At 60.2% G+C, this 23845-nt stretch carries 16 protein-coding genes; 5 read left to right on the top strand and 11 right to left on the bottom strand.

Features of this window, described 5'->3' with window-relative positions; genetic code table 11:
• Position 1: 1 nt before the first annotated feature.
• Genes ACIOVB_RS00935 through fdnG form a run of 3 tightly spaced genes read right to left on the bottom strand, consistent with a single transcriptional unit; the run spans position 2 to position 4679 of the window.
• Entirely contained in the window at positions 2-667 is a 666-nt protein-coding gene (locus tag ACIOVB_RS00935; protein WP_401264049.1) for a formate dehydrogenase subunit gamma, read from the bottom strand.
• Positions 664-1599 carry a formate dehydrogenase subunit beta gene (fdxH, locus tag ACIOVB_RS00930; RefSeq protein ID WP_401264047.1) on the bottom strand — a complete coding sequence of 312 codons (936 nt, stop codon included), beginning with the start codon at positions 1597-1599 and terminating at the stop codon, positions 664-666. Before fdxH ends, ACIOVB_RS00935 begins: the two co-directional genes overlap by 4 nt.
• A gap of 14 nt (positions 1600-1613) precedes the next feature.
• On the bottom strand, positions 1614-4679 hold the full coding sequence (gene fdnG / locus ACIOVB_RS00925) for a formate dehydrogenase-N subunit alpha (RefSeq protein WP_401264046.1): 3066 nt from the start codon (positions 4677-4679) through the stop codon (positions 1614-1616).
• Positions 4680-5003: 324 nt separating this feature from the next.
• On the opposite strand from fdnG, the gene ACIOVB_RS00920 reads away from it, so the two are divergent.
• The 4 genes from ACIOVB_RS00920 to ACIOVB_RS00905 all read left to right on the top strand — a co-directional run bounded on the left by ACIOVB_RS00920 (position 5004) and on the right by ACIOVB_RS00905 (position 9150).
• Positions 5004-6152 carry a MalY/PatB family protein gene (locus ACIOVB_RS00920; protein WP_401264045.1) on the top strand — a complete coding sequence of 383 codons (1149 nt, stop codon included), beginning with the start codon at positions 5004-5006 and terminating at the stop codon, positions 6150-6152.
• A 198-nt stretch (positions 6153-6350) separates the two neighbouring features.
• Positions 6351-7208: a glucose 1-dehydrogenase gene (locus ACIOVB_RS00915; protein WP_401264044.1), complete on the top strand. Its 858-nt coding sequence runs from the start codon at positions 6351-6353 to the stop codon at positions 7206-7208.
• 148 nt (positions 7209-7356) lie between these two features.
• A complete protein-coding gene (locus tag ACIOVB_RS00910; protein ID WP_401264042.1) occupies positions 7357-8700 on the top strand; it encodes a cation:proton antiporter in 1344 nt (447 codons plus the stop codon).
• 153 nt (positions 8701-8853) lie between these two features.
• Positions 8854-9150, top strand: a complete 297-nt coding sequence (locus ACIOVB_RS00905; protein WP_401264041.1) for a hypothetical protein — start codon at positions 8854-8856, stop codon at positions 9148-9150.
• 54 nt (positions 9151-9204) lie between these two features.
• Here the strand turns inward: ACIOVB_RS00905 and ACIOVB_RS00900 are convergent, their stop codons facing one another.
• The 4 genes from ACIOVB_RS00900 to ACIOVB_RS00885 all read right to left on the bottom strand — a co-directional run bounded on the left by ACIOVB_RS00900 (position 9205) and on the right by ACIOVB_RS00885 (position 15699).
• The gene (locus tag ACIOVB_RS00900; protein WP_187681350.1) at positions 9205-9741 is read right to left on the bottom strand and encodes a hypothetical protein; all 537 of its coding nucleotides are present in this window, start codon (positions 9739-9741) and stop codon (positions 9205-9207) included.
• Positions 9742-9806: 65 nt separating this feature from the next.
• Complete coding sequence (locus ACIOVB_RS00895) at positions 9807-11726, bottom strand: PAS domain S-box protein (RefSeq protein WP_401264039.1); 1920 nt, start codon at positions 11724-11726, stop codon at positions 9807-9809.
• A gap of 5 nt (positions 11727-11731) precedes the next feature.
• Positions 11732-14050 (bottom strand): ATP-dependent DNA helicase, encoded by a 2319-nt coding sequence (locus ACIOVB_RS00890; protein ID WP_401264037.1) that lies wholly within the window; start codon positions 14048-14050, stop codon positions 11732-11734.
• Positions 14047-15699 carry a VRR-NUC domain-containing protein gene (locus ACIOVB_RS00885; protein ID WP_401264035.1) on the bottom strand — a complete coding sequence of 551 codons (1653 nt, stop codon included), beginning with the start codon at positions 15697-15699 and terminating at the stop codon, positions 14047-14049. The genes ACIOVB_RS00890 and ACIOVB_RS00885 overlap by 4 nt, the downstream gene beginning before the upstream one ends.
• Positions 15700-15893: 194 nt before the next feature.
• Here ACIOVB_RS00885 and ACIOVB_RS00880 point away from each other — a divergent pair, with 194 nt between their 5' ends.
• Positions 15894-16118: a YgdI/YgdR family lipoprotein gene (locus ACIOVB_RS00880; RefSeq protein ID WP_187681354.1), complete on the top strand. Its 225-nt coding sequence runs from the start codon at positions 15894-15896 to the stop codon at positions 16116-16118.
• A gap of 99 nt (positions 16119-16217) precedes the next feature.
• Here the strand turns inward: ACIOVB_RS00880 and ACIOVB_RS00875 are convergent, their stop codons facing one another.
• From ACIOVB_RS00875 to ACIOVB_RS00860, 4 genes are all read right to left on the bottom strand, one after another.
• Entirely contained in the window at positions 16218-16592 is a 375-nt protein-coding gene (locus ACIOVB_RS00875) for a hypothetical protein (RefSeq protein WP_401264033.1), read from the bottom strand.
• A 275-nt stretch (positions 16593-16867) separates the two neighbouring features.
• Positions 16868-18721 (bottom strand): polyurethanase, encoded by a 1854-nt coding sequence (locus ACIOVB_RS00870; protein WP_401264385.1) that lies wholly within the window; start codon positions 18719-18721, stop codon positions 16868-16870.
• Between the two features lie 209 nt (positions 18722-18930).
• Complete coding sequence (locus ACIOVB_RS00865) at positions 18931-20619, bottom strand: polyurethanase (RefSeq protein ID WP_401264032.1); 1689 nt, start codon at positions 20617-20619, stop codon at positions 18931-18933.
• 62 nt (positions 20620-20681) lie between these two features.
• A complete protein-coding gene (locus tag ACIOVB_RS00860) occupies positions 20682-23768 on the bottom strand; it encodes an autotransporter domain-containing protein (RefSeq protein ID WP_401264030.1) in 3087 nt (1028 codons plus the stop codon).
• Between the last annotated feature and the right edge of the window lie 77 nt (positions 23769-23845).

The raw sequence follows: 23845 nt of genomic DNA, 5'->3' as shown, positions 1-23845 counted from the left end.
GTCAGCCCTTTTTGGTGATCGGTCGCTCCGGCACGTCCGGATCGCGTTCATCGCGGGTGATGTCGCGATACCAGAGTGCGTGGTGTTTTTTCGCCCAGGCGCGGCTGACCCAACCGTGCATCATCGCGTCGACCGAACCCTTGATCCACAGCCCGGCGTAGATGTGAACGATGATGCTCAGAATCAGCACAAACCCGGCCAGCGCATGCAGGAGCATGGCCCAGCGGATCGCGGTGATGCCGAAAAACGCACTGAAATACGCGCGCCAGATCACCAGCCCGGTGAACAACAAAGCGAGCATGCACAGCAGTAAAGTCCAGAACAGCAGCTTTTGCCCGGCGTTGTACTTGCCCACCGCCGGCACGCTTTCTTCGTCGCTGACCAGCACCCGGTCGATGCGCCGCAGCCACTGCCGGTCGTTGGCGATGAAGAAGTTGGCACGCCAGAAATTGAACACCAGACCAAGAAACAACACGAACATCGCCACACCCATGAACGGGTGCAGAATCCGCGTCCACGGCCCGCCGCCAAACAGGTGAGTCAGCCAGAACATCGACGGATGAAACAACGCCAGCCCCGATAGCCCGGCCATGAAGAACAGAATCGCCACCAGCCAGTGATTGGTGCGCTGGTTGGCGGTATATCGCAGGATCGTCTTGTTGCTCATGGCCGGTCCTCCCCGCGTGGATCGAAGGTGTGCACCGCTGGATCGACGACATGCACCGAGGTGTCGGGGGGCGTCGGCAGGTCATCCTCTTCGACCCGGTTCGGCCCGATACGCACGTAGTGGAAGAATCCGGCCAGCACCGCGGCGCCCATGGCCAGCAGACCCAGCGGTTTGCTGATGCCTTTCCACAGGCCCACCAATGGACTGATCGCCGGATCCTGCGGCAGATTGGCGTAGATTTTCGGTGTGTCGGCGTGGTGCAGCACGTACATCACGTGGGTGCCGCCGACGCCTTCCGGGTCGTACAGCCCGGCGTTGTCGAAGCCGCGGCTTTTCAGGTCGACGATGCGTTCGGCGGCGTGTTCCTTCATGTCTTCCTTGCTGCCGAAGACGATGGCCCCGGTCGGGCATGTTTTCACACAGGCCGGCTCCAGCCCTACCGCAACGCGGTCGGAACACAAGGTGCACTTGTAGGCCTTGTGATCCTTCTGCGAAATCCGCGGAATGTTGAACGGGCAACCGGTGATGCAGTAGCCGCAGCCTATGCAGTGGTCCTGATCGAAATCGACGATGCCGTTGGCGTGCTTGATGATCGCCCCGGGACTTGGGCATGCCGCGAGGCAACCCGGCTCCGCACAATGCATGCAGCCGTCCTTGCGGATCAGCCACTCGAGGTTGCCGGCGTCGGTTTCGTGCTCGGTGAAGCGCATCAGCGTCCAGGTTTCTGCGCTCAAATCCTGCGGATTGTCGTAGGTGCCGTGGTTGTGGCCAACCTCGTCGCGCAGCTCGTTCCATTCCGAGCACGCGACCTGGCAGGCCTTGCAGCCGATGCATTTGGTGGTGTCGATGAGTTTCGCCACCGCCTCCTGATTCCTCACCGACGGCGGCACTGTGGTGGTGGCCGAGCGGGCAATAATGTCTTGGCTGGCCATTTAAAGATTCTCCATCAGAGCTTCTCCACGTTGACCAGGAATGACTTGGATTCCGGGGTCTGTGTATTGCCATCGCCGAGGAACGGCACCAGGGTGTTGGTCAGGTAACCGTGGCGCGTCAGGCCGGTGAACCCCCAGTGCAGCGGGATGCCGATCTGATGCACGACCTGGCCGTTGACCTGCAACGGCCGGATCCTTTTCGTCACCACCGCCACCGCCTCAATGAACCCGCGTTTGCAGCTGACCCGCACCTTGTCGCCGGCGGCAATGCCCTTCTCTTTCGCCAGCACTTCGCCGATCTCGACAAACTGCTCAGGCTGAGCAATCGCGTTCAACTTGCAGTGCTTGCTCCAGAAGTGGAAATGCTCGGTCAGCCGGTAACTGGTACCGGCGTACGGGAAGTCCTTGGCTTCGCCGAGGCTTTCCCAGACCGAATCGAAGATCCGCGCCGCCGGGTTGCTGGTGGCTTTCTTGTTCTGCGGGTGCAGCGGGTTGATGCCGATCGGCGTTTCGAACGGCTCGTAGTGCTCGGGGAATGGCCCCTCGTTCATTTTGTCGACGGCGAAGAACCGCGCCACGCCTTCGGGGTTCATGATGAACGGGTTCATCCCGGCTTCAGGCGGCACGTCGGCCTTGTAGTCCGGCACGTCCGTGCCGCCCCAGGCCTTGCCGTTCCACCACACGAGACGCTTTTTCGGATCCCACGGTTTGCCTGAGACGTCCGCCGAAGCGCGGTTGTAGAGAATCCGCCGGTTGGCCGGCCACGCCCACGCCCAGCCCAGATGCTGGTGCATGCCATACGGATCGGAGTTGTCGCGCCGCGCCATCTGGTTACCGGCCTCGGTCCAACTGCCGGCGAAGATCCAGCAACCGGACGCGGTGCTGCCGTCATCCTTGAGCTGACCAAACCCGGCCAGTTGCGTGCCGCCCTTGATTGTCGCGCCGGTGGCATCGGTGATGTCAGTGGTGGCGCTGCCGTTGAGTTCCTTGGCCAGTTCTTCCGGCGAAGGTTCGTCCGGGATCTTGTACGGCCACGACAGTTTCAACAGCGGATCGGGGAACTTGCCGCCCTCGGCCTGATAACGCTTGCGCAGGCGCAGGAACAGTTCACTCATGATGCGAATGTCAGTCTGCGCTTCGCCCGGGCCATCGGCGCCTTTCCAGTGCCATTGCAACCAGCGACTGCTGTTGACCAGCGAGCCGTCCTCCTCGGCAAAACAGGTGGTCGGCAGGCGGATGACTTCGGTCTGGATCTCCTCGCTTTTAACGTCGTTGTACGGCCCGACGTTTTGCCAGAACTCCGAAGTTTCGGTGGCCAGCGGGTCCATCACCACCAGCCACTTGAGTTTGGCCAGCGCGCCCATCACCCGGTTCTTGTCCGGCAACGCGGCAATCGGGTTAAACCCCTGACACACGTAACCGTTGACCTTGCCCTGGCTCATCAGGTCGAACATTTTCAGGATGTCGTAGTTGGGGATGTCCAGTTTCGGCAGGTAGTCGTAATTCCAATTGTTCTCGACGGTGGCGTTGGCGCCGTACCAGGATTTCATCAGGCTGACGTGGAACTTGCTGTAGTTCTGCCAGTAAGACAATTGCCCCGGACGCAGCGGTACTTGCGTGCGTTTATTGATGAAGGCGTTGTAGTCCTGCTCGGTGTCGGTGCCCAACGTCAGATAACCCGGCAGCGCATTGGACAGCAGGCCAAGGTCGGTCAGCCCCTGGATATTGGAGTGACCGCGCAAGGCATTGACGCCCCCGCCCGGCATGCCGACGTTGCCCAACAGCAGTTGCACCATCGCCGCACTGCGGATGATCTGCGCGCCGATGGAATGCTGCGTCCAACCGAGGGCGTAGAGAATCGTCATGGTCTTGCCCGGTGTCGAGCAGGTGGCGATTTCGTCCCAGATTTTCTGCATGGCGTCGACCGGCATGCCGCAGATCTGGCTCGCCAGTTCGATGTTGTAGCGGCTGTAATGCTGCTTCATCAGTTGATAGACACAGCGCGGGTCCTGCAAAGTCGGATCGACTCTGACAAAGCCGTCCTCGCCCAACTCGTAGCCCCAGCCGGACTTGTCGGTGTAGCTGCGTTTGGCTGCGTCGTAGCCACTGAAAATCCCGTCTTCGAAGCCGTAGCCGGCTTTGACGATGAACGAGACGTCGGTGTAATTGCGCACGTATTCGTGCTGGATCTTGTCCTCGGTCAGCAGGTAATTGATCAAGCCGCCCATAAAGGCGATGTCGGTGCCGGTACGGATCGGCGCGTAATAGTCGGCCACCGAAGCAGTCCGGGTAAAACGCGGATCGACCACGATCAGCCGCGCGGCGTTGTGCGCTTTGGCCTCGGTCACCCATTTGAAGCCGCACGGATGCGCTTCTGCTGCGTTGCCACCCATTACCAGGATCAGATTCGCGTTGGCGATATCGGTCCAGGTGTTGGTCATGGCACCACGGCCGTACGTCGGGGCAAGACTTGCCACCGTCGGGCCGTGTCAGACACGCGCCTGGTTATCGAACCCCAGCATGCCGAGGCTGCGAATCACCTTCTGAGTGATGTAGCCCGCTTCGTTGGACGCCGCCGAGGCCGCGAGGAACCCGCTGGAGACCCAGCGGTTCACCGTTTGCCCGTTGGCATTTTTCTCGATGAAGTTGGCGTCGCGGTCAGCCTTCATCAGGTCGGCGACGCGATCCAGCGCTTCATCCCAACTGATCCGCGTCCATTCGCTGCTGCCGGGTTTGCGCGTTTGCGGATACAGCAAGCGGCCCGGGCTGTGAATGAAGTCCAGCAGGCCCGCGCCTTTTGGACACAGGGTGCCGCGATTGACCGGATGGTCGGCGTCGCCCTCGATGTGGATGATATTTTGCGCGACGTTCTTCGAGGTATCGCCCTGGCTGTACATGATCAAGCCGCAACCGACCGAGCAATACGGGCAGGTGTTGCGGGTTTCATGGGTGTGGGCAAGCTTGAAGTGACGCACCTGCTCGGCGAAGGCCTGCGTCGGGGCCATGCCCAACGCGCCCAGGCTAGAGCCTGCAAGGCCGATACCGGCGACCTTGAAGAATTGACGACGGCTGAGATCCATCGTGCACTCCTGATCAGGTGGAACCCGGTACTTGAGCCGGGCTTTTTCTGGACAATCACGGGTGCGGCAGAAAGCCTGCCGACTTTTTCACTGTAGACAAAGACCATACGATCTGTGTGAAAACCGACCGTCGGCGACAATCGGTCAAGCGCTGAGAAACCGTGGGAGCGAGCCTGCTCGCGAAGAGGCCCTGTCAGTTAAAACAAATATTGACTGACACACCTCCTTCGCGAGCAGGCTCGCTCCCACAGGTTTTGTGTGCTCCCACCTGGCCATGGGCTTAGAATGGCCGGCAGGACCAATCCCGCCTTCACGAGACCGCGCATGACTTTCGATTTTGATCAGGTATTCGACCGCCACGACACCGGCAGCACCAAGTGGAGCCGCTATCCGGCCGACGTGCTGCCCATGTGGGTCGCTGACATGGATTTCGCCGCGCCACCGGTGGTGATCGAAGCTTTGCAACAACGCTTGCTGCATCCACTGGTGGGTTACAGCGTCGCCCAGGACAACCTGCGCGAGGCCATCGTCGCCGACCTTTGGAACAAATTCGCCTGGAAGGTCAAACCGCAAGAGCTGATCTTCCTGCCGGGCGTCGAGTCGGGCTTCAACATGGCTTTGAAAGCACTGGTGCAGCCACAGCAGAACGTCGTGGTGCAGGTACCGAATTACCCGCCGCTGCGCCACGCGCCGGGCCATTGGGGCATGAACAAGGTTGAGCTGGAATTCGTCGCCCAGGCCGACGGCACTTACGCCACGCCGCTGGACGTGCTGCGTGAATCGCTGACCGGCGGCGGCGCGTTGCTGCTGAGCAACCCGCACAACCCGATCGGCAAAGTGTTCGGCCGCGAAGAGCTGCAAGCCGTGGCCGACATCTGTGTGGCGCAGGACGCCTGGATCATCTCCGACGAAATCCACGCCGAGCTGTGCTTCGACGGTCGCGTACATATTCCGACCGCGTCCCTGAGCCCGGAAATCGCCCAGCGCACCATCACCCTGATGTCGGCGAGTAAGGCTTACAACATCGCCGGTCTGAAAACCTCGTTCATGATCATTCAGGACGCCGCCCTGCGCGAACGCGTCAATCACGCCCGTTGCGGCATGGTCGACAGCGTCAACCCGCTGGGCATGGAAGCCACCCGCGTCGCTTATAGCGAAGCCGGGCCTTGGCTGGCCGAGCTGAAAACCTATCTGCAGGCCAACCGCGATTATCTGGTTGACGCGGTGCGCAGCCGTTTGCCGGGCGTGACCATCAATGTACCGCAGGGCACCTATCTGGCCTGGCTCGATTGCTCGGCCCTGGATCTGCCCAACCCGCAGCAGTTTTTCCTTGAACAGGGCAAGGTAGGCCTCAGTGCCGGTCTGGATTTTGGCGATCAAAACCAGCAGTTCGTGCGCCTGAATTTCGGCTGCCCGCGTGCGCTGCTCGAAGAAGGCATTGCGCGGATGGAGCGGGCTCTGGCCAACCGCTAACCCGCCCCCCCATGTAGGAGCTGCCGAAGGCTGCGATCTTTTGATCTTGTCTGTTAAAAACAAAATCAAAAGATCGCAGCCTTCGGCAGCTCCTACATTGAGTCAGCGTTCACAAAAAACCATCGCAAATCCGATCGAACTCACGGCAAACACCCCGGGTCAACCGCCCATACCTGCCATGTGACTCGGAGACTGACGATGACCGATTACCCAAAACCACCCTTCCCCGCGCAGGCGCAAACCGTTCCCGGTTCGCAACGCAAGATGGAGCCCTATCCAGACTGTGGCGAGCAGAGCTACGTCGGTTCCGGGCGGCTGGCCGGCAAGATCGCCTTGATCACCGGCGGTGACAGCGGCATCGGCCGTGCCGTGGCGATCGCTTTTGCCCGTGAAGGCGCTGACGTTGCGGTCGCTTATCTCAACGAACACGAAGACGCCAAAGAAACCGCACGCTGGGTCGAACAGGCCGGGCGCCAATGCCTGTTGCTGCCAGGCGATATCGCGCAGAAGGCCCAGTGCCAGGCGCTGGTCGATCAAACCGTTGAACGCTTTGGTCGCATCGATGTGCTGGTCAACAACGCCGCGTTCCAGATGACCCACGAAAACTTCGAAGACATTCCCGATGACGAATGGGTGATGACCTTCGATGTCAACATCACCGCCATTTTCCGGCTGTGTCAGGCAGCGATCAAACACATGCGCCCCGGCGCGTCGATCATCAACACCAGTTCGGTCAACTCGGACATGCCCAAACCGAGCCTGCTCGCCTACGCGACCACCAAGTGCGCGATTGCCAACTTCACCGGCGGCCTGGCGCAAATGCTCGGGCCGAAGGAGATCCGCGTGAACTGTGTCGCGCCAGGGCCGATCTGGACGCCGCTGATCGTCTCGACCATGCCCGATGAAGAGGTACAGAACTTCGGCGGCAACACCCCGCTCGGTCGGCCCGGCCAACCGGTGGAAGTGGCACCGATCTATGTGCTGCTGGCCTCGGACGAAGCCAGTTACATCACCGGCCAGCGCTATGGCGTGACCGGCGGTAAACCGATGCTGTGACGGCACGCGAGAAAAACTGAACCCGCCGGCATGACGCCTCTCAATACTTTAAGAGTCACGATCAGGAGGCTATCATGTCCGCGCCTATCACCAAACGTCTCAACCTCCTCGCCCTCGCTTCGACAGGTATCCGTCGCGACAATGCATCGTGACATTCATTGTATGGGTCGCCGTGCTCGGCGCAGTGCTGCTGACTCTGGCCCTCACCTCGTCGTACCTGCGCTGGATGCCGGTCACTACCTCGGCCGTGTGCCTTCTGCTGGGGATCGGCATTGGCCCCAGTGGCCTTGATCTGCTGAAACTGTCGGTCGATAACGCCTCGCAGTGGATGGAGCACCTGACAGAAGTCGCGGTGCTCTTTTCGCTGTTTGTCTGCGGGCTGAAACTACGTTTGCCCCTGCGCGACAAGCGCTGGCGAATCGCATTCGGCCTGGCCGGGCCGGTGATGGTGCTGACCATCGCCGGCGTATGCGCGTTGTTGCACTGGGGGTTGCAATTGCCGTGGGGGCCGTCGTTGTTGATTGGCGCAATTCTGGCGCCGACCGATCCGGTACTCGCGGCTCTGGTGCAGGTCAACGATGCGCGGGATGTCGACAGTGTGCGCTTCGGCCTGTCCGGCGAGGCAGGACTCAATGACGGCATTGCCTTCCCCTTTGTATTGCTTGGCATGTTGCTGCTGGACGGCTCCGGGCATCCCGACGAGTGGCCGAACTGGATTTTGCACAGCCTCTTGTGGGCGGTGCCGGCCGGGCTGCTGACCGGGTACTGGATGGGTCGCGGCATCGGACGCCTGACGCTGTCCATGCGCTTGCACAACGACGACAGCACCCTGAGCCCCAATGATTATCTGGCCTTGGCGTTGATCGCTCTGGCCTACGTGGTGGCTGAATCCATCGGTGGCTACGGGTTCCTGTCGGTATTCGCCGCAGGGCTTGGCTTGCGTCAGGAGGAAGTGAAGTCGACGGGCGCCAGCCAGCCGCCCGCAGAACATCTGGTGCAGCCGGTGGTCGGCCACCAGAACGTTGAGCCGCAACACGCGGTACATGGCGACACTGAGCAACTACAGAACAGCCAGGTCGCTGCCGGCATCATGATGGGCGACATGTTGTCGTTCGGCAGTCTGGTCGAACGGGCTATGGAGGTGTTTCTGGTAACGCTGCTCGGCGTGGTGCTGGTGACACATTGGGACTGGCGGGCCTTGCTGGTCGGCGGCGTGTTGTTCTGCGTGATTCGCCCGGTGTGCGTAGCGCTGATGCCATGGGGCTCGTTGCTGGAGGGGCGACAGCGGTTGTTGATCGGCTGGTTCGGTATCCGCGGAATCGGCAGTCTTTTCTATTTGTTTTATGCCTTGAATCATGGCCTGAGTGACTCGGTTGCGGCGCTGTGTACCGACATCACGCTGTCTGTCGTGGCGCTCAGCATTCTGCTCCACGGGATCAGCACCCAACCGATCCTTGCTCGATATGAACAACGCAAGCATCAAAAGCCCTAGAAAATCTTCTGCAAAAAAATGGATCTCTGCGTAAGGGTCGATGGTCACAACCATAACCCCCCGCCGGCCCCGTCCGACGGGGTCCGGCAGGTTCGGTTCCCCTGCGGCGACAAGCCTATGAAAAGGAATCCTTGAAAACATAAGGTCACGGTCATGAAAGAATGCTCGACTCCTGCGCAAATCAAGGCTTGCAGAGCGTTGGCTCTGGAGCGCAATCGTCAATTGTTCGAAGAAGCGCAGGCGCTGAATAGGGCGGCTCATGAGTTACTCGAAACCGGGCATTTGGATGTCGAACAGTTTGAGCAGTACCGGGCGTTACGCCGAAAAGCCGATGTGAAGTTTGCCGATGCAATTGAGCATCTGTGCGTGTTGAACGAGGATTTCCCACCGATTCCGATGTCGGTGCAGAACTCGCAGGGGTTGCGGCGGCAGCTTGAGACTACCGAGTGACTGAAGTGAAGAAAAAGCCCGGCTGTTGAAAACCGGGCTTTTTCTATCCGGCACTCATCCCCCCGGATTGGTCACCTGAATAAACACCGCATAACTCCCCAACACCACCCAGAACGTCGCAAAGATCCACGGCGTACGCACCGAGAACAGCAGCGACTTGCGATACCCCTTGTGGCTCGATTCCGTCTCGCTGAACAGCGGCGACTCGTCATAGGCCAGCCCCATTAACGGCTCGCTGAGCAGCAAATGACTCTGTTTGAAGTGCCAGTGATCGATGATGTCATACGCTGCGCGAATCCCCGGCCAGGCGTTGAGCGAGCTGAGCAGACCGAGCAGCGCCAGGAACGGTGGCACCACCAGCGTAAACAACTTGCCCCACTCCGGGTTGAGGTTGGACATGCACGATGCAAAGGCAATCACCAGAAACGACTGCGCCGCCAGATAGGCATCGGTGCGATTGGCGAGGATGCTGGTTTCGTACTGAATCTCACGGCGATAGAAATCCAGTCGTTCCTTGGGTGAGCCGAACATCTTGGCGTCATGTTCGGTCAGTGTTTCTTCAGCGGTGGGCTGAGTCAATATGCGAGGCACGGGACGCACGCTCCGAAGCAGGAAAACGTTTAGAAGCGCTCTGCCACGGACAAGTTCAGCCGGATTCATTTCATCGACTGGGCAATGATCTCCACCAGATTCAATTGCGTGAACGGCTTGGACAGACGCGGTAATTGCGCCGAAAAACCCTCCAGACGTTCGGCGTAACCCGTGGCGAGGATGATCGGCAGATCCGGTTTGAGCAGACGCACCGCATGCGCCAGTTGCGCCCCGCTCATGTGCGGCATGGCCATGTCTGTGATCATCAGGTCAATGACCTCGCCTTGATCGAACAACGCCAGGGCCTGGGTGCCGGACGTGGCGCTGACCACGCGATGGCCGAGGTCTTCGAGCAGCAGACTGGTGCTGGTCAACACCAGTGAATCGTCGTCCACCACCAATACGCTCAGGCGTGGCACCGCGATAAGTTCGGTCGACGGATACACCGGCTTGGCCGTTTCGCCCTCAACGGCCACGGGTATCCACAGTTCAGCCGTGGTGCCCTGCGTTTTCTCGCTCTTGAGGATAAAGCGGCCACCGAGTTGCTCGATAAAACCATAGACCATCGACAACCCCAATCCGGTGCCCTTGCCCACGCCCTTGGTGGTGAAAAACGGATCCTTGGCCATGGCCAGCGTGTGCTCATCCATCCCTTCACCAGTGTCGGTCAGGCTCAGGCAGACATATCGACCCGCCGCCAAGTCAGAATGACCGAGTTCAAACACGACTTCCGGCTGCGCCTTGATGATGACACTGCCACCCTCAGGCATGGCATCGCGGGCGTTGGTCGCCAGGTTGAGCAAGGCGAGCTCCAATTGATTGGTGTCCGCCAGTACCGGTTCAAGGTTTGCGGGAAACTGCGTCTCGATGCGAATACCCGGCCCCAGGGAGCTGCGCAACAGCCCGGTGATGCCTTGCACCAACAGTGGAATGTCGACCGATTCGGTCTTGAGTTCCTGACGGCGGGCGAACGCCAGCATGCGCTGGGTCAGCGACACACCGCGCAAAGCGCCTTGCGTGGCGTTTTCCAGCAAGCGTCTGATCTTCGCGTCGTCGCCGACGCGCTTCTGAACGATCTCAAGGTTGCCGAGAATGACCGTCAGCAGATTATTGAAGTCGTGGGCAATACCGCCGCTGAGCTGGCCGATGGCTTGCATCTTCTGCGCCTGGGCCAGCGCCTCGCGAGTCTTTTCCAGGGCGACTTGCGCCTCATGGGCCTCGGTGACGTCACGGGTAATCTTGGCAAACCCGAGCAACGTACCGGTTTCTCCGCGAATCGCATCGACCACCACATGCGCCAGAAACCGCGTGCCGTCCTTGCGCACGCGCCAGCTCTTGTTCTCGAAGCGCCCCTCTCGTGTAGCGATCTCCAGCGCCCGCAGCGGCTCGCCGCGCTCACGATCTTCGGGGGTATAGAAAATCGAAAAATGCTGACCGATGATTTCCTCCGGCAGGTAACCCTTGATCCGCTGCGCGCCCTGATTCCAGTTACTGACTCGCCCTTCAGGGCTGAGCATGTAGATCGCATAGTCGGTGACGCCCTGCACCAGCAGGCGGAACTGTTGCTCGCTCTGCTTGAGGGTTTCTTCCGCCATCTTGCGGTCGGTCAGGTCGCGAGTGATCTTGGCGAAACCCAGGAGTTTGCCGCTCGGGTCAATGATCGGATCAATGACCACGTGTGACCAGAAGTTCGTGCCGTCCTTGCGCACCCGCCAGCCCTCGCCTTCGAAGCGTCCTTCGCGGATCGCCGTGTCGAGCGCCCGTTGCGGCAGGCCGGCCGCGCGATCATCAGCGGTATAGAACCGCGAAAAATGCTCGCCGAGGATTTCCGCCTCCTCGTAACCCTTGAAGCGCTTGGCGCCGGAGTTCCAACTGGTGATGATGCCGTCCGGGTCGATCATGTAGATCGCGTAGTCGACCACCGCGTCGATCAACAGCCGAAAGCGCATCTCTTCGATCGCCACGGACTTGTTCTTTTCGCTCATTACATTCACCGCACAAAGTCATGGGCAGGAGTATGCGGCAATCCGGACATTTGGGAAGCGACCGGTTCATGCTGGATGGCCCACCAACGCGGCAACAGTTGTTTGATCCGGCTCGCGGCGAAGCGATCGTCGATCAGCATCACCACGCCGCGATCCTCGCGGGTGCGGATAACGCGCCCTGCGGCCTGCACCACTTTCTGCACGCCGGGGAACAGGTAGGTGTAGTCGTAACCGGCACCGAAGATCGCCGCCATCCGCCGTTTCAACTGTTCATTGACCGGGTTGAGCTGCGCCAGCCCCAGCGTGGCGATGAAGGCGCCGATCAACCGCGCGCCGGGTAAATCGATGCCCTCACCGAAGGCGCCGCCCAATACGGCAAAGCCGACGCCCTGGCTATCGGCGGTGAATTGATCGAGAAAGGCCTGCCGCGCGCCCTCGACCATGCCGCGCGATTGCTGCCACAGGGTGATGTGCGGATGCCGCTCGGCCAACAAGGTCGCCACCTGTTGCAGGTAATCGAAACTGCTGAAGAACGCCAGATAATTGCCCGGCCGTTCACTGAACTGACGGGCGATCAGTTCAACGATGGGAGCCAGAGACGCCTTCCGATGATTGAATCGCGTGGAGATGCGGCTGACGATCTGCACCTGTAATTGCTCGGCGCTGAACGGCGACTCGACGTCGATCCACACGGTGTCGGCCGGCGTGCCGAGCAAGTCGGCGTAATAATTGCGCGGGCTGAGCGTGGCGGAAAACAGTACGCTGCTACGCGCAGATTTCAGGCGCGGGCCAATAAATGCCGCGGGCACCACGTTGCGCAGGCACAGCTGAGACAGCGGACGTTTGCGGTCGAGGTCGCGTTTACTGATGTCGAACAGGTAATGCTCGTCGTACAGCTCCGCCACCCGGCCAAATTGCAGCAGGTCGAAGTAGAAGTTCTGCAAGCCACTGTCCAGCCCTTGCGGATGATCATTGAGGTAATCGCCGATGGCTGAGCAACACAGGGAAATCGCCTGAAGCAGTTTTTCCGGCGCCTTGTCGTAGGCCTGATACGCCGCCAGTTGCGGCGCATGCAGCGCATTCCATTCGCGGTTGACCCGTTGCAGGGACTTTTTCAGCGCTTCGGGGGCGGTTTTGCGCACACCGCCCAGCGTCGCCTGATCAAGACTGGCGCTGTACATCTGCCGGCCGCGCTCGACCAGGTTGTGCGCCTCGTCCGCCAACACCGCGACCTTCCACTGATTGAGCTGCGCCAGACCGTACAGCAGCGCGCTGAAATCAAAGTAATAGTTGTAATCGGCGATCACCACATCAGCCCAACGAGCCATTTCCTGGCTCAGGTAATACGGACACACCGTATGCTGCGCGGCGACTTCGCGCATCGCGGCCTGATCGAGCAGCTTGATGCGACTGGCCGCTTCCCGGGCGGCGGGCAGACGATCATAGAAGCCTTGGGCCAAGGGGCAGGATTCACCGTGGCAGGCCTTGTCCGGGTGTTCACAGGCCTTGTCCCGGGCGACCATTTCCAATACTCGCAGCGGCAAGGTCTCGGATTGATCGAACAACACCTGACTGGCATCCAGCGCCAGTTTGCGCCCGGGCGTCTTGGCGGTCAGAAAGAACACCTTGTCCAGTTGCTGCGGCGCCAGCGCCTTGAGCATCGGGAACAGCGTGCCGAGGGTTTTGCCGATGCCGGTTGGCGCCTGCGCCATCAGACAACGGCCGGTACTCACCGCTTTGAACACCGATTCAGCCAGATGCCGTTGGCCGGGACGAAAGTCCGGGTGAGGAAAGGCCAGATGCTGCGCGGCCAGATTGCGGGCGTCGCGGTGGGCCATTTCCTGCTCGGCCCAATAAAGGAACAAGCTGCATTGCTGCTCGAAAAAGACCTGCAAGGCCTCGGCGCTGAAGGCTTCGACCAGGCAGGTTTCCTTCTCGCTGACGATGTCGAAATACACCAGCGCCACGTTGATCTGCGCAAGATCGAGTTTGCGACACATCAGCCAGCCGTAGACCTTCGCTTGCGCCCAGTGCAACTGGCGGTGATTGGGCGGTTGCTTGCTCAGGTCGCCGCGATAGGTTTTGACTTCTTCCAGGCAGTTCTGCGCCGGATCGTAGCCGTCCGCCCTGCCCTTGACCTTCAACTGGCGAAACTCACCTTCGAGCGCCACTTCGCTCTGGTACTGGTCATTACGCCGTGAGGCCACGGTGCGATGGCCGGCAATGCCCTCCAGCGCCGTGGGTGATGGGGTGAAACGCAGGTCGAGGTCGCCGGTCTTGGCAGTGAACTCGCACAGCGCCCGCACCGCAATGCTGTAGCTCAAGCGCTCTGCTCCGCCCATTGCACGTAACACACGGCCACCGGCATCTGGTGCTCGTGACAGAACTCCAGCCAGCGCAGTTGATTGTCCTGCAAACGGTCGCCCGGGCCTTTGACTTCGATCATCCGGTAGGTTTTGTGCTGTGGCCAGAACTGGATCAGGTCGGGCATCCCGGCGCGGTTGGCCTTGATGTCGAGCAGCAAACGGTTGAACCAGTGTTTGAGGTGTTCGGCGGGCAGGCAGGCCAGCGCTTGCTCAAGCAGCGCTTCATTCAAGGCGCCCCAGAACACGAACGGCGACTGCACGCCCCACTTGGCGACAAACCGCGCGCGGATGGTCTCGGCATAACGGCCGTCATCGAGTTCGGCGAGGCAAGCGTCGAACAGATCGGCACGACGCTGCTGGAAATCTTCATTGAGCAGATCCACAGGGCCACGCTGGAACGGGTGAAAAAACGCCCCCGGCAGCGGCGCAAAAATTGCCGGCCAGCACAACAGACCGAACAATGAGTTGATCAGGCTGTTTTCCACGTAATGCACCGGGCCGTCGTCGTCATGCAGATGCGCCTGCACGTAAAACTCCACCGACAGCGCCGGATCAGTGCGCGGCAAGTGCAGATCGAGACGTTCTACCGGTCGAGGCGCCAGCCGTTTGAGTGGCGGGCCACCGAGCTTGCGGCGCAGTCGCGGCACCATGCGCTGCAAGCCTTGCTGCTCGGTGGCGCTTTGCGGTGCCTGCTCGGCGAGCGTGGCGATTTCCAGCGCCAAAGCGAATTCACTGCAACGCTCAAGGACGCGGATCATCCGCAATCGGGCGCCGGGATAGGCGCAATTGCGGTAAATGTCCAGGGCCAGGGCGAACTCGGTGATGCGCTCACAGTACTGACCGATCTGGAAAAGTACCTTGTTGCGCCGACGCTGCAGCCAAGGGTTGTCGAAGTGCAAGGCACTGACTTGTTCGACAATGGTTGCCAGCGGTTCGCCAGCTTCGAAACGTAATTGGCAGTTGTGCAGAAACAGGCAGGCGTCGACGTCCTCACGGCTGCGCAAGCCTCGGGAATCGCCGCTGAACTCGACTTTCTCGTAGGTGAAGATGCCGAGGTCAGCCAGCACGAACTCGGACCAATCCTGATACAGGTTGCCGAAGAACATCAGGCGCAAGCGATCGCAAAGGTCCATGATGGCCAGGCTGAACAATCGATCTGCAAGCGCCGGTGCCCATTCGCGCAAACTGCGCGGTTCGGCGAATTGCTCGGCAAGCATCGGCAGCCAGTCGTCCTTGCGCCCCTTGGGTTGTTCGATAACGTCGCCGAAGGCTTGCAGAATTTCGGCCTTGAGCAATACGTCGAAGAGTTCGGCAATCGCCAGTGGGGCGTGTTCATCGATCCAGCCCTGATCCAGCAATGGCTGCGCCGCGTGGGCGATATCGCCGATTTCCACATAGTTGAGCTTGCTCGCGCGAAAATGCACACCCTTGCGCATCACCATTCGCACCAGCAAGCCCTGCGAGGCTTTGGGCAACGCTTTGAAATCGTGAATAAATGCCAGCTCGTGTTCGCTCATCAAATCGGCGTAGCGAAGCTCAAGCCAATCAAGCACTTGCCGGAAGTTGTTGAGGTAATAGAACGGATCATCGAGGGGATTGGCAGTCACGGGGATTCAGGGCCATGGCGAGCGAGTACTGGTTATGCGTACAGATAACAGCTCTGCCCGCCCCGGCGCAAACGGAAAAAGATCAATGGCATTTTTTCACCGGCCTATCGAACTTTTTCCGGCGCTATGGCACCAACCGCGTTAGAACACCGACAATGCTCGGTATCACAGCGAATGAGGAATTAGACGTGGGTATCAAAATCAAGACTCTGGGCATCCCGCTGGCGGTAGCTGCCCTGCTGGCATTGGGCGGTTGCTCGACCCAGACCGTGGTCACCTTGCAGAACGGCACCCAGTATTTGACCAAGGACATGCCGAAGACCAAAACCGACGACGGCTTCTATGAGTTCGAGGATATTTCCGGCGCCAAGGTGAAAGTGCGGGCCGATGAAGTGGCCACGGTGCGCAAGGAAGACTGACGAAGCAATACCCCTGTAGGAGCTGCCGAAGGCTGCGATCTTTTGATTTGCAAGTTCAAGATCAAAAGATCGCAGCCTTCGGCAGCTCCTACAAAAACATCATTGATCGACAGTCATGCCCGGGATGCTGTTGTCGCAGTTCAAGTACGTTCCGCCACGCTTGGCCAGTTCACCCTGCAAACGCTGGCAACGTTCCAGATCCTGCTGCGCCATGCGATCGATGCTCAGGTTGCCGGTGGTTTGTGGCTGCTTGCCGTCACCCAGACGAATCGTCACGAACGGTTGTTCGGGCTGGATCTGAAAGCGGCTTTTCTCTTCAACCGGTTCAACCACCTCGGTTTTCGCCGGGCTCGGCAACTGATCGGTGGTGACGCCATAACGGCTCAGAATCGAGCTTTGAGGCAGATCGGCCCAGGCATTGGCCGCTAACAGCGCCAGTCCCGCTACACCAACATACCCCTTGAAACCTTTCACGATTGAATCTCCTGTGCTCAATGGCGGCTAGCTATAGAACGTGTGTGCACGTGCTGGCTTTAGGCCGCATTTTCTGTTTGCACAGGGTTTGAGTCGGAGAGTGGCTGACAAGTCACGTCAAATACACTTTGTGGCGAGGGGATTTATCCCCGATCGTCTGCGCAGCAGTCGTAAAATCCGGGCAGGCGGTGTTTCAGGCCTGCCACGGTCGGCGCAATTGGGGTTGCTACGCAACCCATCGGGGATGAATCCCCTCGCCACAGGTTATCGATGTGTCAGGCGATCACGATGCCATCGCCACTCAGGCTATTCAGCGCAACCCCAACCAATGTCACAGAGTCGCCGCCAAACTTCAGCACCGTATCCTGCCCGACCGCCGTGGCGTGGGCGCGGAAGTCGTCGTTCGGCAACACACCCTGCACGCCAAGGAACACCAGTTTGTCGTTGGCGGTAAAGCCGACCACCCGATCCTGGCCGAACGCGCCGTTGAACAGGAACGTGTCCGCCCCGCCCCCCGACTCCATCAGGTCATTGCCGGCGCCACCGACAAACACATCGTTGCCCGCGCCACCAATCAAGTGATCGTTGCCATCGAGTCCAAACAACCAGTCGCCGCTGGCATTAGCCTTGAGTGTGTCAGCGCCGTTGCTGCCCTTCACGCTCGACTCATAGGCCGTGACATTGTTGCCAACCTTCAAGCCGCTGGCCGTGACGCTGTGGGTCACATCATCCTTGAACAACCCCCAGAGAAAACCCGGTTCCTTGGTGACAATGGCGCCGATGTCGCGGGTGATGCTGAACCCGCCGCCGGCATCGCGAATGTACAGATTGCCCGCGCCGTCATTGGCAAAGTCGAAGGTGTTCACCGACTTCTGCAAGTCCAGCGTATTGCTGCCCTGCCCGCCAAGGATCATGTTGTAGCCGCCGCCATCACGGAAGGTGTCGTTGCCGGCGCGGCCTTCCAGATAGTCGTTGCCGCTGCCGCCCTGGATCAGGTCATTGCCGTCGCTGCCGATGACGAAAGTGCTGCCCTTGTGGGTCTCGGCGTTGCGGTTCAGATCCTGCACCCAGGTGTTGGCCCGCGCCGGGTCTGACAGGTTGGCGACGATGATCGTCGAGTCCTTGCTGGTCAGGTCATAGAACTTTGACTCGACGATCCGGTTCATGCCGTCGCCATAAGCCGTCGGCAAGTGCGAGATCCACGTCGGAATATTCAAGATCGAAAACGGCAGCACATTCCACGCGTTCGAAGCGTAGTGATCGTTGAAGCTGACGATGTTGTCGGTGGCCGATTCCTTCGGTGCATCGTGAACGCCAACCGAGGCGCCAGTGAAGGTCGAGCCGTCGAGAGCGCGGAATACCGGGTCGTTTTCGTAGCCGACGTTGAGCACCTTGTCGGTGCTGCTCTGGGTTGGCGAGGCGTAAGCGATGTAGTTGGAGTCGGCAAAGAACCCGCCCCACTTGCCGCCGCTCAAGTCCGCCATGCTGTTGACCGCCAGCCCGCCGAGGCTGTGGCCGCTGACCAGCACATCTTTACCGGTGAGGCCGTTGGCCTTGGCGAACGCCATCACGTCATTGAGCAGATTGCCGAACGCTTCACCAACGTAATTCTTGGCGTAGTCCTTGGGGCCGAATGCCGCAAGCAGGTCGTTGATCACGTCGCCAATCGAATCGCCGATGAGGATTTCTCGCGGGCCGCTGGTGCCACGAAAGGCAATGCCCAGTTCGGTGAGATGGCCCTGGGCGTCGTATTTGCCGAGGATTTCCACCTGAGCGCTGGTGTATCCGGCCTTCTCGCCGAAGAAGGTTCCGCGCGCGTCGGTCTTGCCGTCGTAACCCAATTGCGAGGCGGTGATCGGCGTCCAGCCGGCCTTTTTCACGGCCTCAAGGGCGAGTTTTTCCGAATCGGGATTCCACGGAATGCCGGGGATAACGCCTTGTGAATCGGTGCCACCAATCAGTGCGGTGACCAGCGTGGCCGGCAGGCCCAGGCCGAAGCCGTTGTGCTGATAACCGGCGGCAAAGCCGTTATCGAGGTTGTGGTAGGAATACAGCGTGATGGCCATGGCGTCGCTGAACAACGCCTTGGAATCGGCTGTACCGAAGTTTTTGTAGTCATACACACCCATTGCCATTGCCTCTCTTTTGTTGGAATTGTCAGAGATAGCTCACAGCCAGGGCGCCCCTCGCGGGACGCCCCGGAGCATTTCGATACAACACTTCTTAACGCGGACACTGTAGGAGCTGCCGAAGGCTGCGATTTTTTGACTTTGCTCTTTAAAGCAAGATCAAAAGATCGCAGCCTCGTTTCACTCGACAGCTCCTACAGGATTACTGTTCAGGCGAACACGAAACTTGCGTCCGACAGGTTAGCCACTCCAACCCCCACAAGGGTCACGGCAAACTCGCCAATCTTCAGCACGGTATCGCCGCCCGACTGCGAAGCATGCTGCTTGTAGTCGTAGCCCTGCCCCGCGCCTTCGACGCCCATGAACACCAGTTTGTCGCTGCCCTGATAGCCGTTGATGGCATCAAAGCCGAACGCACCGCTGAACAGGAAGGTGTTGTTGCCTCCCACCGCCGTCATCACATCATTGCCGGCGCCGCCGACGAAGGTCACATGGCCCTTGTCGCTGATCAGCTTGTCGTCGCCGCCCAGCCCGAACAACCAGTCGCCGTCATTGGTGGCGTGCAGCGCATTGCCGTAGCCATCGCCGCTAAGCGAATGGTTGTACTGGGTCAGCTCGCTGCCATTGGTCAAACCCTTGGCCGTGACGCCCCAAGTGATCTCCTTGCTGCCCCACCACGACCCCGACTCCTTGCTCACCAGCGCACCGATGTCGCGGGTCATGCTGATGCCGCCATAGGCATCTCGCACGTACAGCGTGCCGTCACCGTCGTTGGCGAAGCTGAAGTTCTGCAACGGTTTCTGCAACTCGAAGGTGTTGTGGCCCTGGCCGCCTAGGAGGATGTTGAAGCCGCCGTCATCACGGAAACGATCATCACCGCCCAGACCTTCAAGGAAGTCGTTACCCGCCCCACCCTTGAGCCAGTCGTTGCTTTGCGTACCGATGATGAACGTGCTGCCGGTGTGTGCCTCACCGCTGCGACCCAAGTCTTCGACCCAGGTTTTACCCCGTGACGCGTCCTCAAGGTTGGAGACGATGATGGTCGAGTCCTTGTGGGTCAGGCCGTAGAACCTGGAGTCGATCACTCGGTTCAAGCCGTCGGCATATCCCAGCGAACTGTGGGCCGACCAGTTCAGCGGATTGACGATGCTGAACGGCACCAGGTTTTGCGCGGTAGACGCGTAGTTGTCGTTGAAGTTGACGATGTTGTCGGTGGTCGAATCATGCGGCTTGTCGTGCTTGCCCATCGACGCAGTGCTGAACGTGGTGCCATCGAGCACGCGGAACACCGGATCGTTCTCGTAACCGATGTTCAGCACGTTGTTGCCGGTGCTGCTCTGGGTCGGCGAGGCAAAAGACACATAGTTGGCGTCTTTGAAGAAACCACCCCAGTTGCTCGCGCTCAACTCCGCAACGCTGTTAACCCCGAGCCCGCCGAGGCTGTGGCCGCTGATCAGCACGTCTTTGGCGGCGATGCCATTGACGATGGCGAAAGCCGCAACAGCCTTGAGCAAATTGTCGAAGGCGTTTTTTGCGTATTGCGTGGCGTAATCCGACGGCCCGACGGCGGCCAACAGGTTGTTTTTCATGTCGCCGAAGGTGTCGCTGTAACCCAGCCCGCCGGTGCCACGAAAGGCAATGCCAATACCGATCAACTTGCCGGCAGCGTCGTACTTGCCGAGCACTTCGGCTTCGGCGCTGGTGAAACCGTCCTTCTCGCCGAAGAACGTGCCCTGCGCACCGACCTTGCCTTGGTATCCCAGGGCTGTCGCGCTGACCGGCTTCCAGGCAGTCCCCGGCAAGGCTTGCCCGGTCGGCGTGTAGGCATACAGCGTCAGGGCGATGGCATCACTGTACAACGCTTTGCCATCGGCATTTTTGTAATCAAAAAGTCCCATGTTGTGCTCTCTCTTCCTTCAAACAAGTGCTGGCAGTTCCCTCTGGAACGGCCAGCCCTCCTTTAGAACTGCCAGTCGAGGGTCAGACCCACACCGTGGTCTTTCTCGTTGCTACCGATCAACCCGTTGTAATCAAGGTTCACCCGCACATCGCGATTGAGCGCCAGCCCGGCGCGCACGCCGACCACCGCCGCATCACGATCCAGCGACACGCTCTGCACGTTGAACGCGCTGTTGCCGTTGGCGAATGCCAGATGGTTTTCAGAGTCGACGCTGCTCAGGTTGTGCTGCCAGCCCAGCGTCGCGCCCAGTTCCAGTTGATGCTTGTCCGACAGGGCAAACGTGCGCTTGGCGCGGACACCGAGGGTCGACAACACCGCATCGCGATTGTCTTCACCGCCCTTCAGTGCGGCGGCATCACCCTTCTCGGTGAAGCTGTCGCTGTTCAGGTGCACGTAAGCCAGATTGGCGAACGGCTCCAGGTTCATCGGTTGCAGACCCAAGTCATAGGCCGCTTCGGTGAACAGTTGCGCCGTGGTCGCATCGCGTTTGACCTTCTGCTTGCCGCTGACGTCGCCGAATTGCAGATCACGCTTCACGTCGATGCGATGCCAGCTATAAGCGCCACCAACCGTCAGACGCAGTGCATCGATTTCATGGCCCAGATACGCACCCAAGTGGTAGCTGTCGACGGATGCCGACGAATGCGTGCCACTGCCCATGCTCAACGAGCTGTCGCTATAACCGGTAACGAAACCGAGGCGAGTATCTTCAGCGATCAAGCCGTCGACACCGGCCAGCAAGCCGCCGATGGAACTGTTGGAATCGGCATAGTCATGCCCGCCATCGCTTTTGCCCCAGGCACCGAGCACCTTGACCCAGGCGTTGCTGCGATCGTCAGTCGGCGCATTGGCGTCGAACAGATCACGCTCGCGCAGACGTTCGCCCACGGCATCGCGCAGGTAACGGCTGTCGTTGATCAACATCGTGCCGATGGCCGGATGAATCTCGCCGGACAACTGCTGGAAGGCTTGCTGCGCCGAAGCGGCATTGGGCGACAACAGCAGGGTTTCGAACAGCGCATTGCCCGCGCCCAAGCGCTCGGCAGCGGCACCGACAGCACGCTGGTTAGGCGTCAGGCCGACGCTGGCGAACGCCGCGTCGTTACGCCCCACGGCCAGTTGAATGCCGCCCGCCGAATAATCGAGCGTGCCGCCGAGGAACGCATAATCCGGCAGCACCTGACCGAAGCGTCCTTCAATGCCGCCGGCCGCTTGCAGGATGTTGTATTGCGTACCGAGCAAGCTTTTGACTTCGCCGGTGGTCAGCAAGGTCGGGCTGTTTTCCAGCGACATGGTCACGGTGGCGCCTTCGATTACTGCTTTGCCAGTGGCGACGATCTGGTCGCTGCTGGTCGGCGACAGCTCTACCGCGTAGGTCGAACCCGGCGCGAAAGTCACGTCACCCGCCACGTTCAGGGTGCCGATCGAATTGCCCGGCGCCACAGTGCCGCCGCTGTTCACCGACAACGTGCCGATGCGGCCATTACCGCCAAGGATGCCGCCGTCATTGACGGTGACCGCCGATTGCAGCGAACCGTTGATGGCCAGTCGGCCCTGATTGACCAGGGTCGGGCCGCTGTAGGTGTTGTTGCCAGTCAGCACCAGAGTGCCGATACCTTGCTTGGTCAAACCGCCGTGGCCGGAAATGTCGTTGCGCCAGGTGTCGAGGCCGCAAGTGATGTCGGTGCACACACGCTCGGTGGGTTTGCCCTGATCGATGATCGCGCCGATGCCCGGCAGATCCGCAACGAACTGGCCGGAACCGTACGCCCCCTGAATACGAAACTCTTCAGGAATGTCCTGCTCGGTGACGAACATCGACGGGCCATCAATGCCCTTGCGCAGGTTGATCATGCCCCAGCCATACAAGGCGTCGATGCCCGGTGCGCCGAGGTCGGTGGCGGTGGTACGCAATACCGTGGCGACCTGATCGCCGGTCATGTACGGGAAGCGCTCCATCAGCACCGCCATGGAGCCGGCCACGTGTGGCGCAGCCATCGAGGTGCCGTTGTAATTTTTGTAGCCGGTGGTCAGGTTGTCGGCGTTGGTGCCTTCGATGATCGCGCTGTAGATTTTCGTACCCGGCGCCGAGACGCAGAAGCTCGCGGTATAACCGCAGCGCGAAGAGAACGTACTCATGATGTACGGATTGGCGCTGGCCAGATCCGGATTCTGTTGTAGCGCGGCGACGGTGATCCAGTTCGGTGCGATATCCGGGACGAAATAGCCGAGGCCGGCGATGGCGTCCGGGTTATTGAGGTTGTAGTCGTTGCCGGCGGCGAAAATCGTCACGATCCCGCTGCGCGCCGCGGCGATGGCGCCGTCATAGGCGCCGCCGGGTTTGGTGCCGAGCAACGTGCGGATCTCGTTGAACTGCACCTGCGCGTCGTTGACGGTGAAGTGCGGGTACGCCGGGTCGCGGCCACCGAGGTCGAAACGGTCGGTGATGCCGATACCCCAACTGTTGTTGATGATCCGCGCGCCGCTGGCGATCAGCGCGTCCCAACCGGCCTTGTACACCGCGCCATCGTTACCGCGAACGATGCCATCTTCCGGGCCCGGATCGCCGTTGTCAGCGCTGATGATCTGCGCGCCGAACGCCACGCCGTGCATCGGCCCGCCGTCACGGCTGCCCGCCGCAATACCGCCGACGTGAGTGCCGTGGGCGCCGAGCTTGCCGTCGGAGCCAACCGAGGGTGAACCGTCATAGCGGAACGCATCCCCGGCTTTCACCGGAATGTACGGGTCGGTGTATTCGCGAATGCCGCTGGTGACCAGGGTGATGACTTTGTTACTGCCGGAAAACTCCGGATGCGCGGCGTAAACCGGCTGGTCGAAAATGCCCAGTTTGACGCCTTTGCCGGTGTAGCCAGCAGCGTAGGCATGATCGGCACCGATGGCGCCCAAACCCCAGTCAGCCTGGAATTCGGCGCTGCGCCAACTCGACGGATCGCCCGTGCGACCACTTTCCACATAGGACGCAGCGTGCGCGGAGCCCATGGTGGTGAGTGCGTACAACACGGCGCAAGTCAGCGTTTTCAGGGCAAAGCGGCCACCCGTTTGCGCGGGGGTATTGTTGTTGTTCATCCAGCGACCTTCCTTAGTGATGTTGCGAAAAATCCGTCTATCTCAAATGCTGAGAATATCTTCCTGTGGCGAGGGGA

Source organism: Pseudomonas sp. NPDC087639, from assembly GCF_044743385.1.
In the GTDB taxonomy this organism is placed as follows: domain Bacteria; phylum Pseudomonadota; class Gammaproteobacteria; order Pseudomonadales; family Pseudomonadaceae; genus Aquipseudomonas.
This window is presented reverse-complemented; position numbering and strand designations above follow the sequence as displayed.

Bases quoted from the DNA above. Each gene is read 5' to 3' on its own strand.
- ACIOVB_RS00935 (WP_401264049.1), bottom strand. From the start codon at position 667: ATGAGCAACAAGACGATCCTGCGATATACCGCCAACCAGCGCACCAAT.
- fdxH (WP_401264047.1), bottom strand. From the start codon at position 1,599: ATGGCCAGCCAAGACATTATTGCCCGCTCGGCCACCACCACAGTGCCG.
- ACIOVB_RS00920 (WP_401264045.1), top strand. From the start codon at position 5,004: ATGACTTTCGATTTTGATCAGGTATTCGACCGCCACGACACCGGCAGC.
- ACIOVB_RS00915 (WP_401264044.1), top strand. From the start codon at position 6,351: ATGACCGATTACCCAAAACCACCCTTCCCCGCGCAGGCGCAAACCGTT.
- ACIOVB_RS00905 (WP_401264041.1), top strand. From the start codon at position 8,854: ATGAAAGAATGCTCGACTCCTGCGCAAATCAAGGCTTGCAGAGCGTTG.
- ACIOVB_RS00895 (WP_401264039.1), bottom strand. From the start codon at position 11,726: ATGAGCGAAAAGAACAAGTCCGTGGCGATCGAAGAGATGCGCTTTCGG.
- ACIOVB_RS00870 (WP_401264385.1), bottom strand. From the start codon at position 18,721: ATGGGTGTGTATGACTACAAAAACTTCGGTACAGCCGATTCCAAGGCG.
- ACIOVB_RS00865 (WP_401264032.1), bottom strand. From the start codon at position 20,619: ATGGGACTTTTTGATTACAAAAATGCCGATGGCAAAGCGTTGTACAGT.
- ACIOVB_RS00860 (WP_401264030.1), bottom strand. From the start codon at position 23,768: ATGAACAACAACAATACCCCCGCGCAAACGGGTGGCCGCTTTGCCCTG.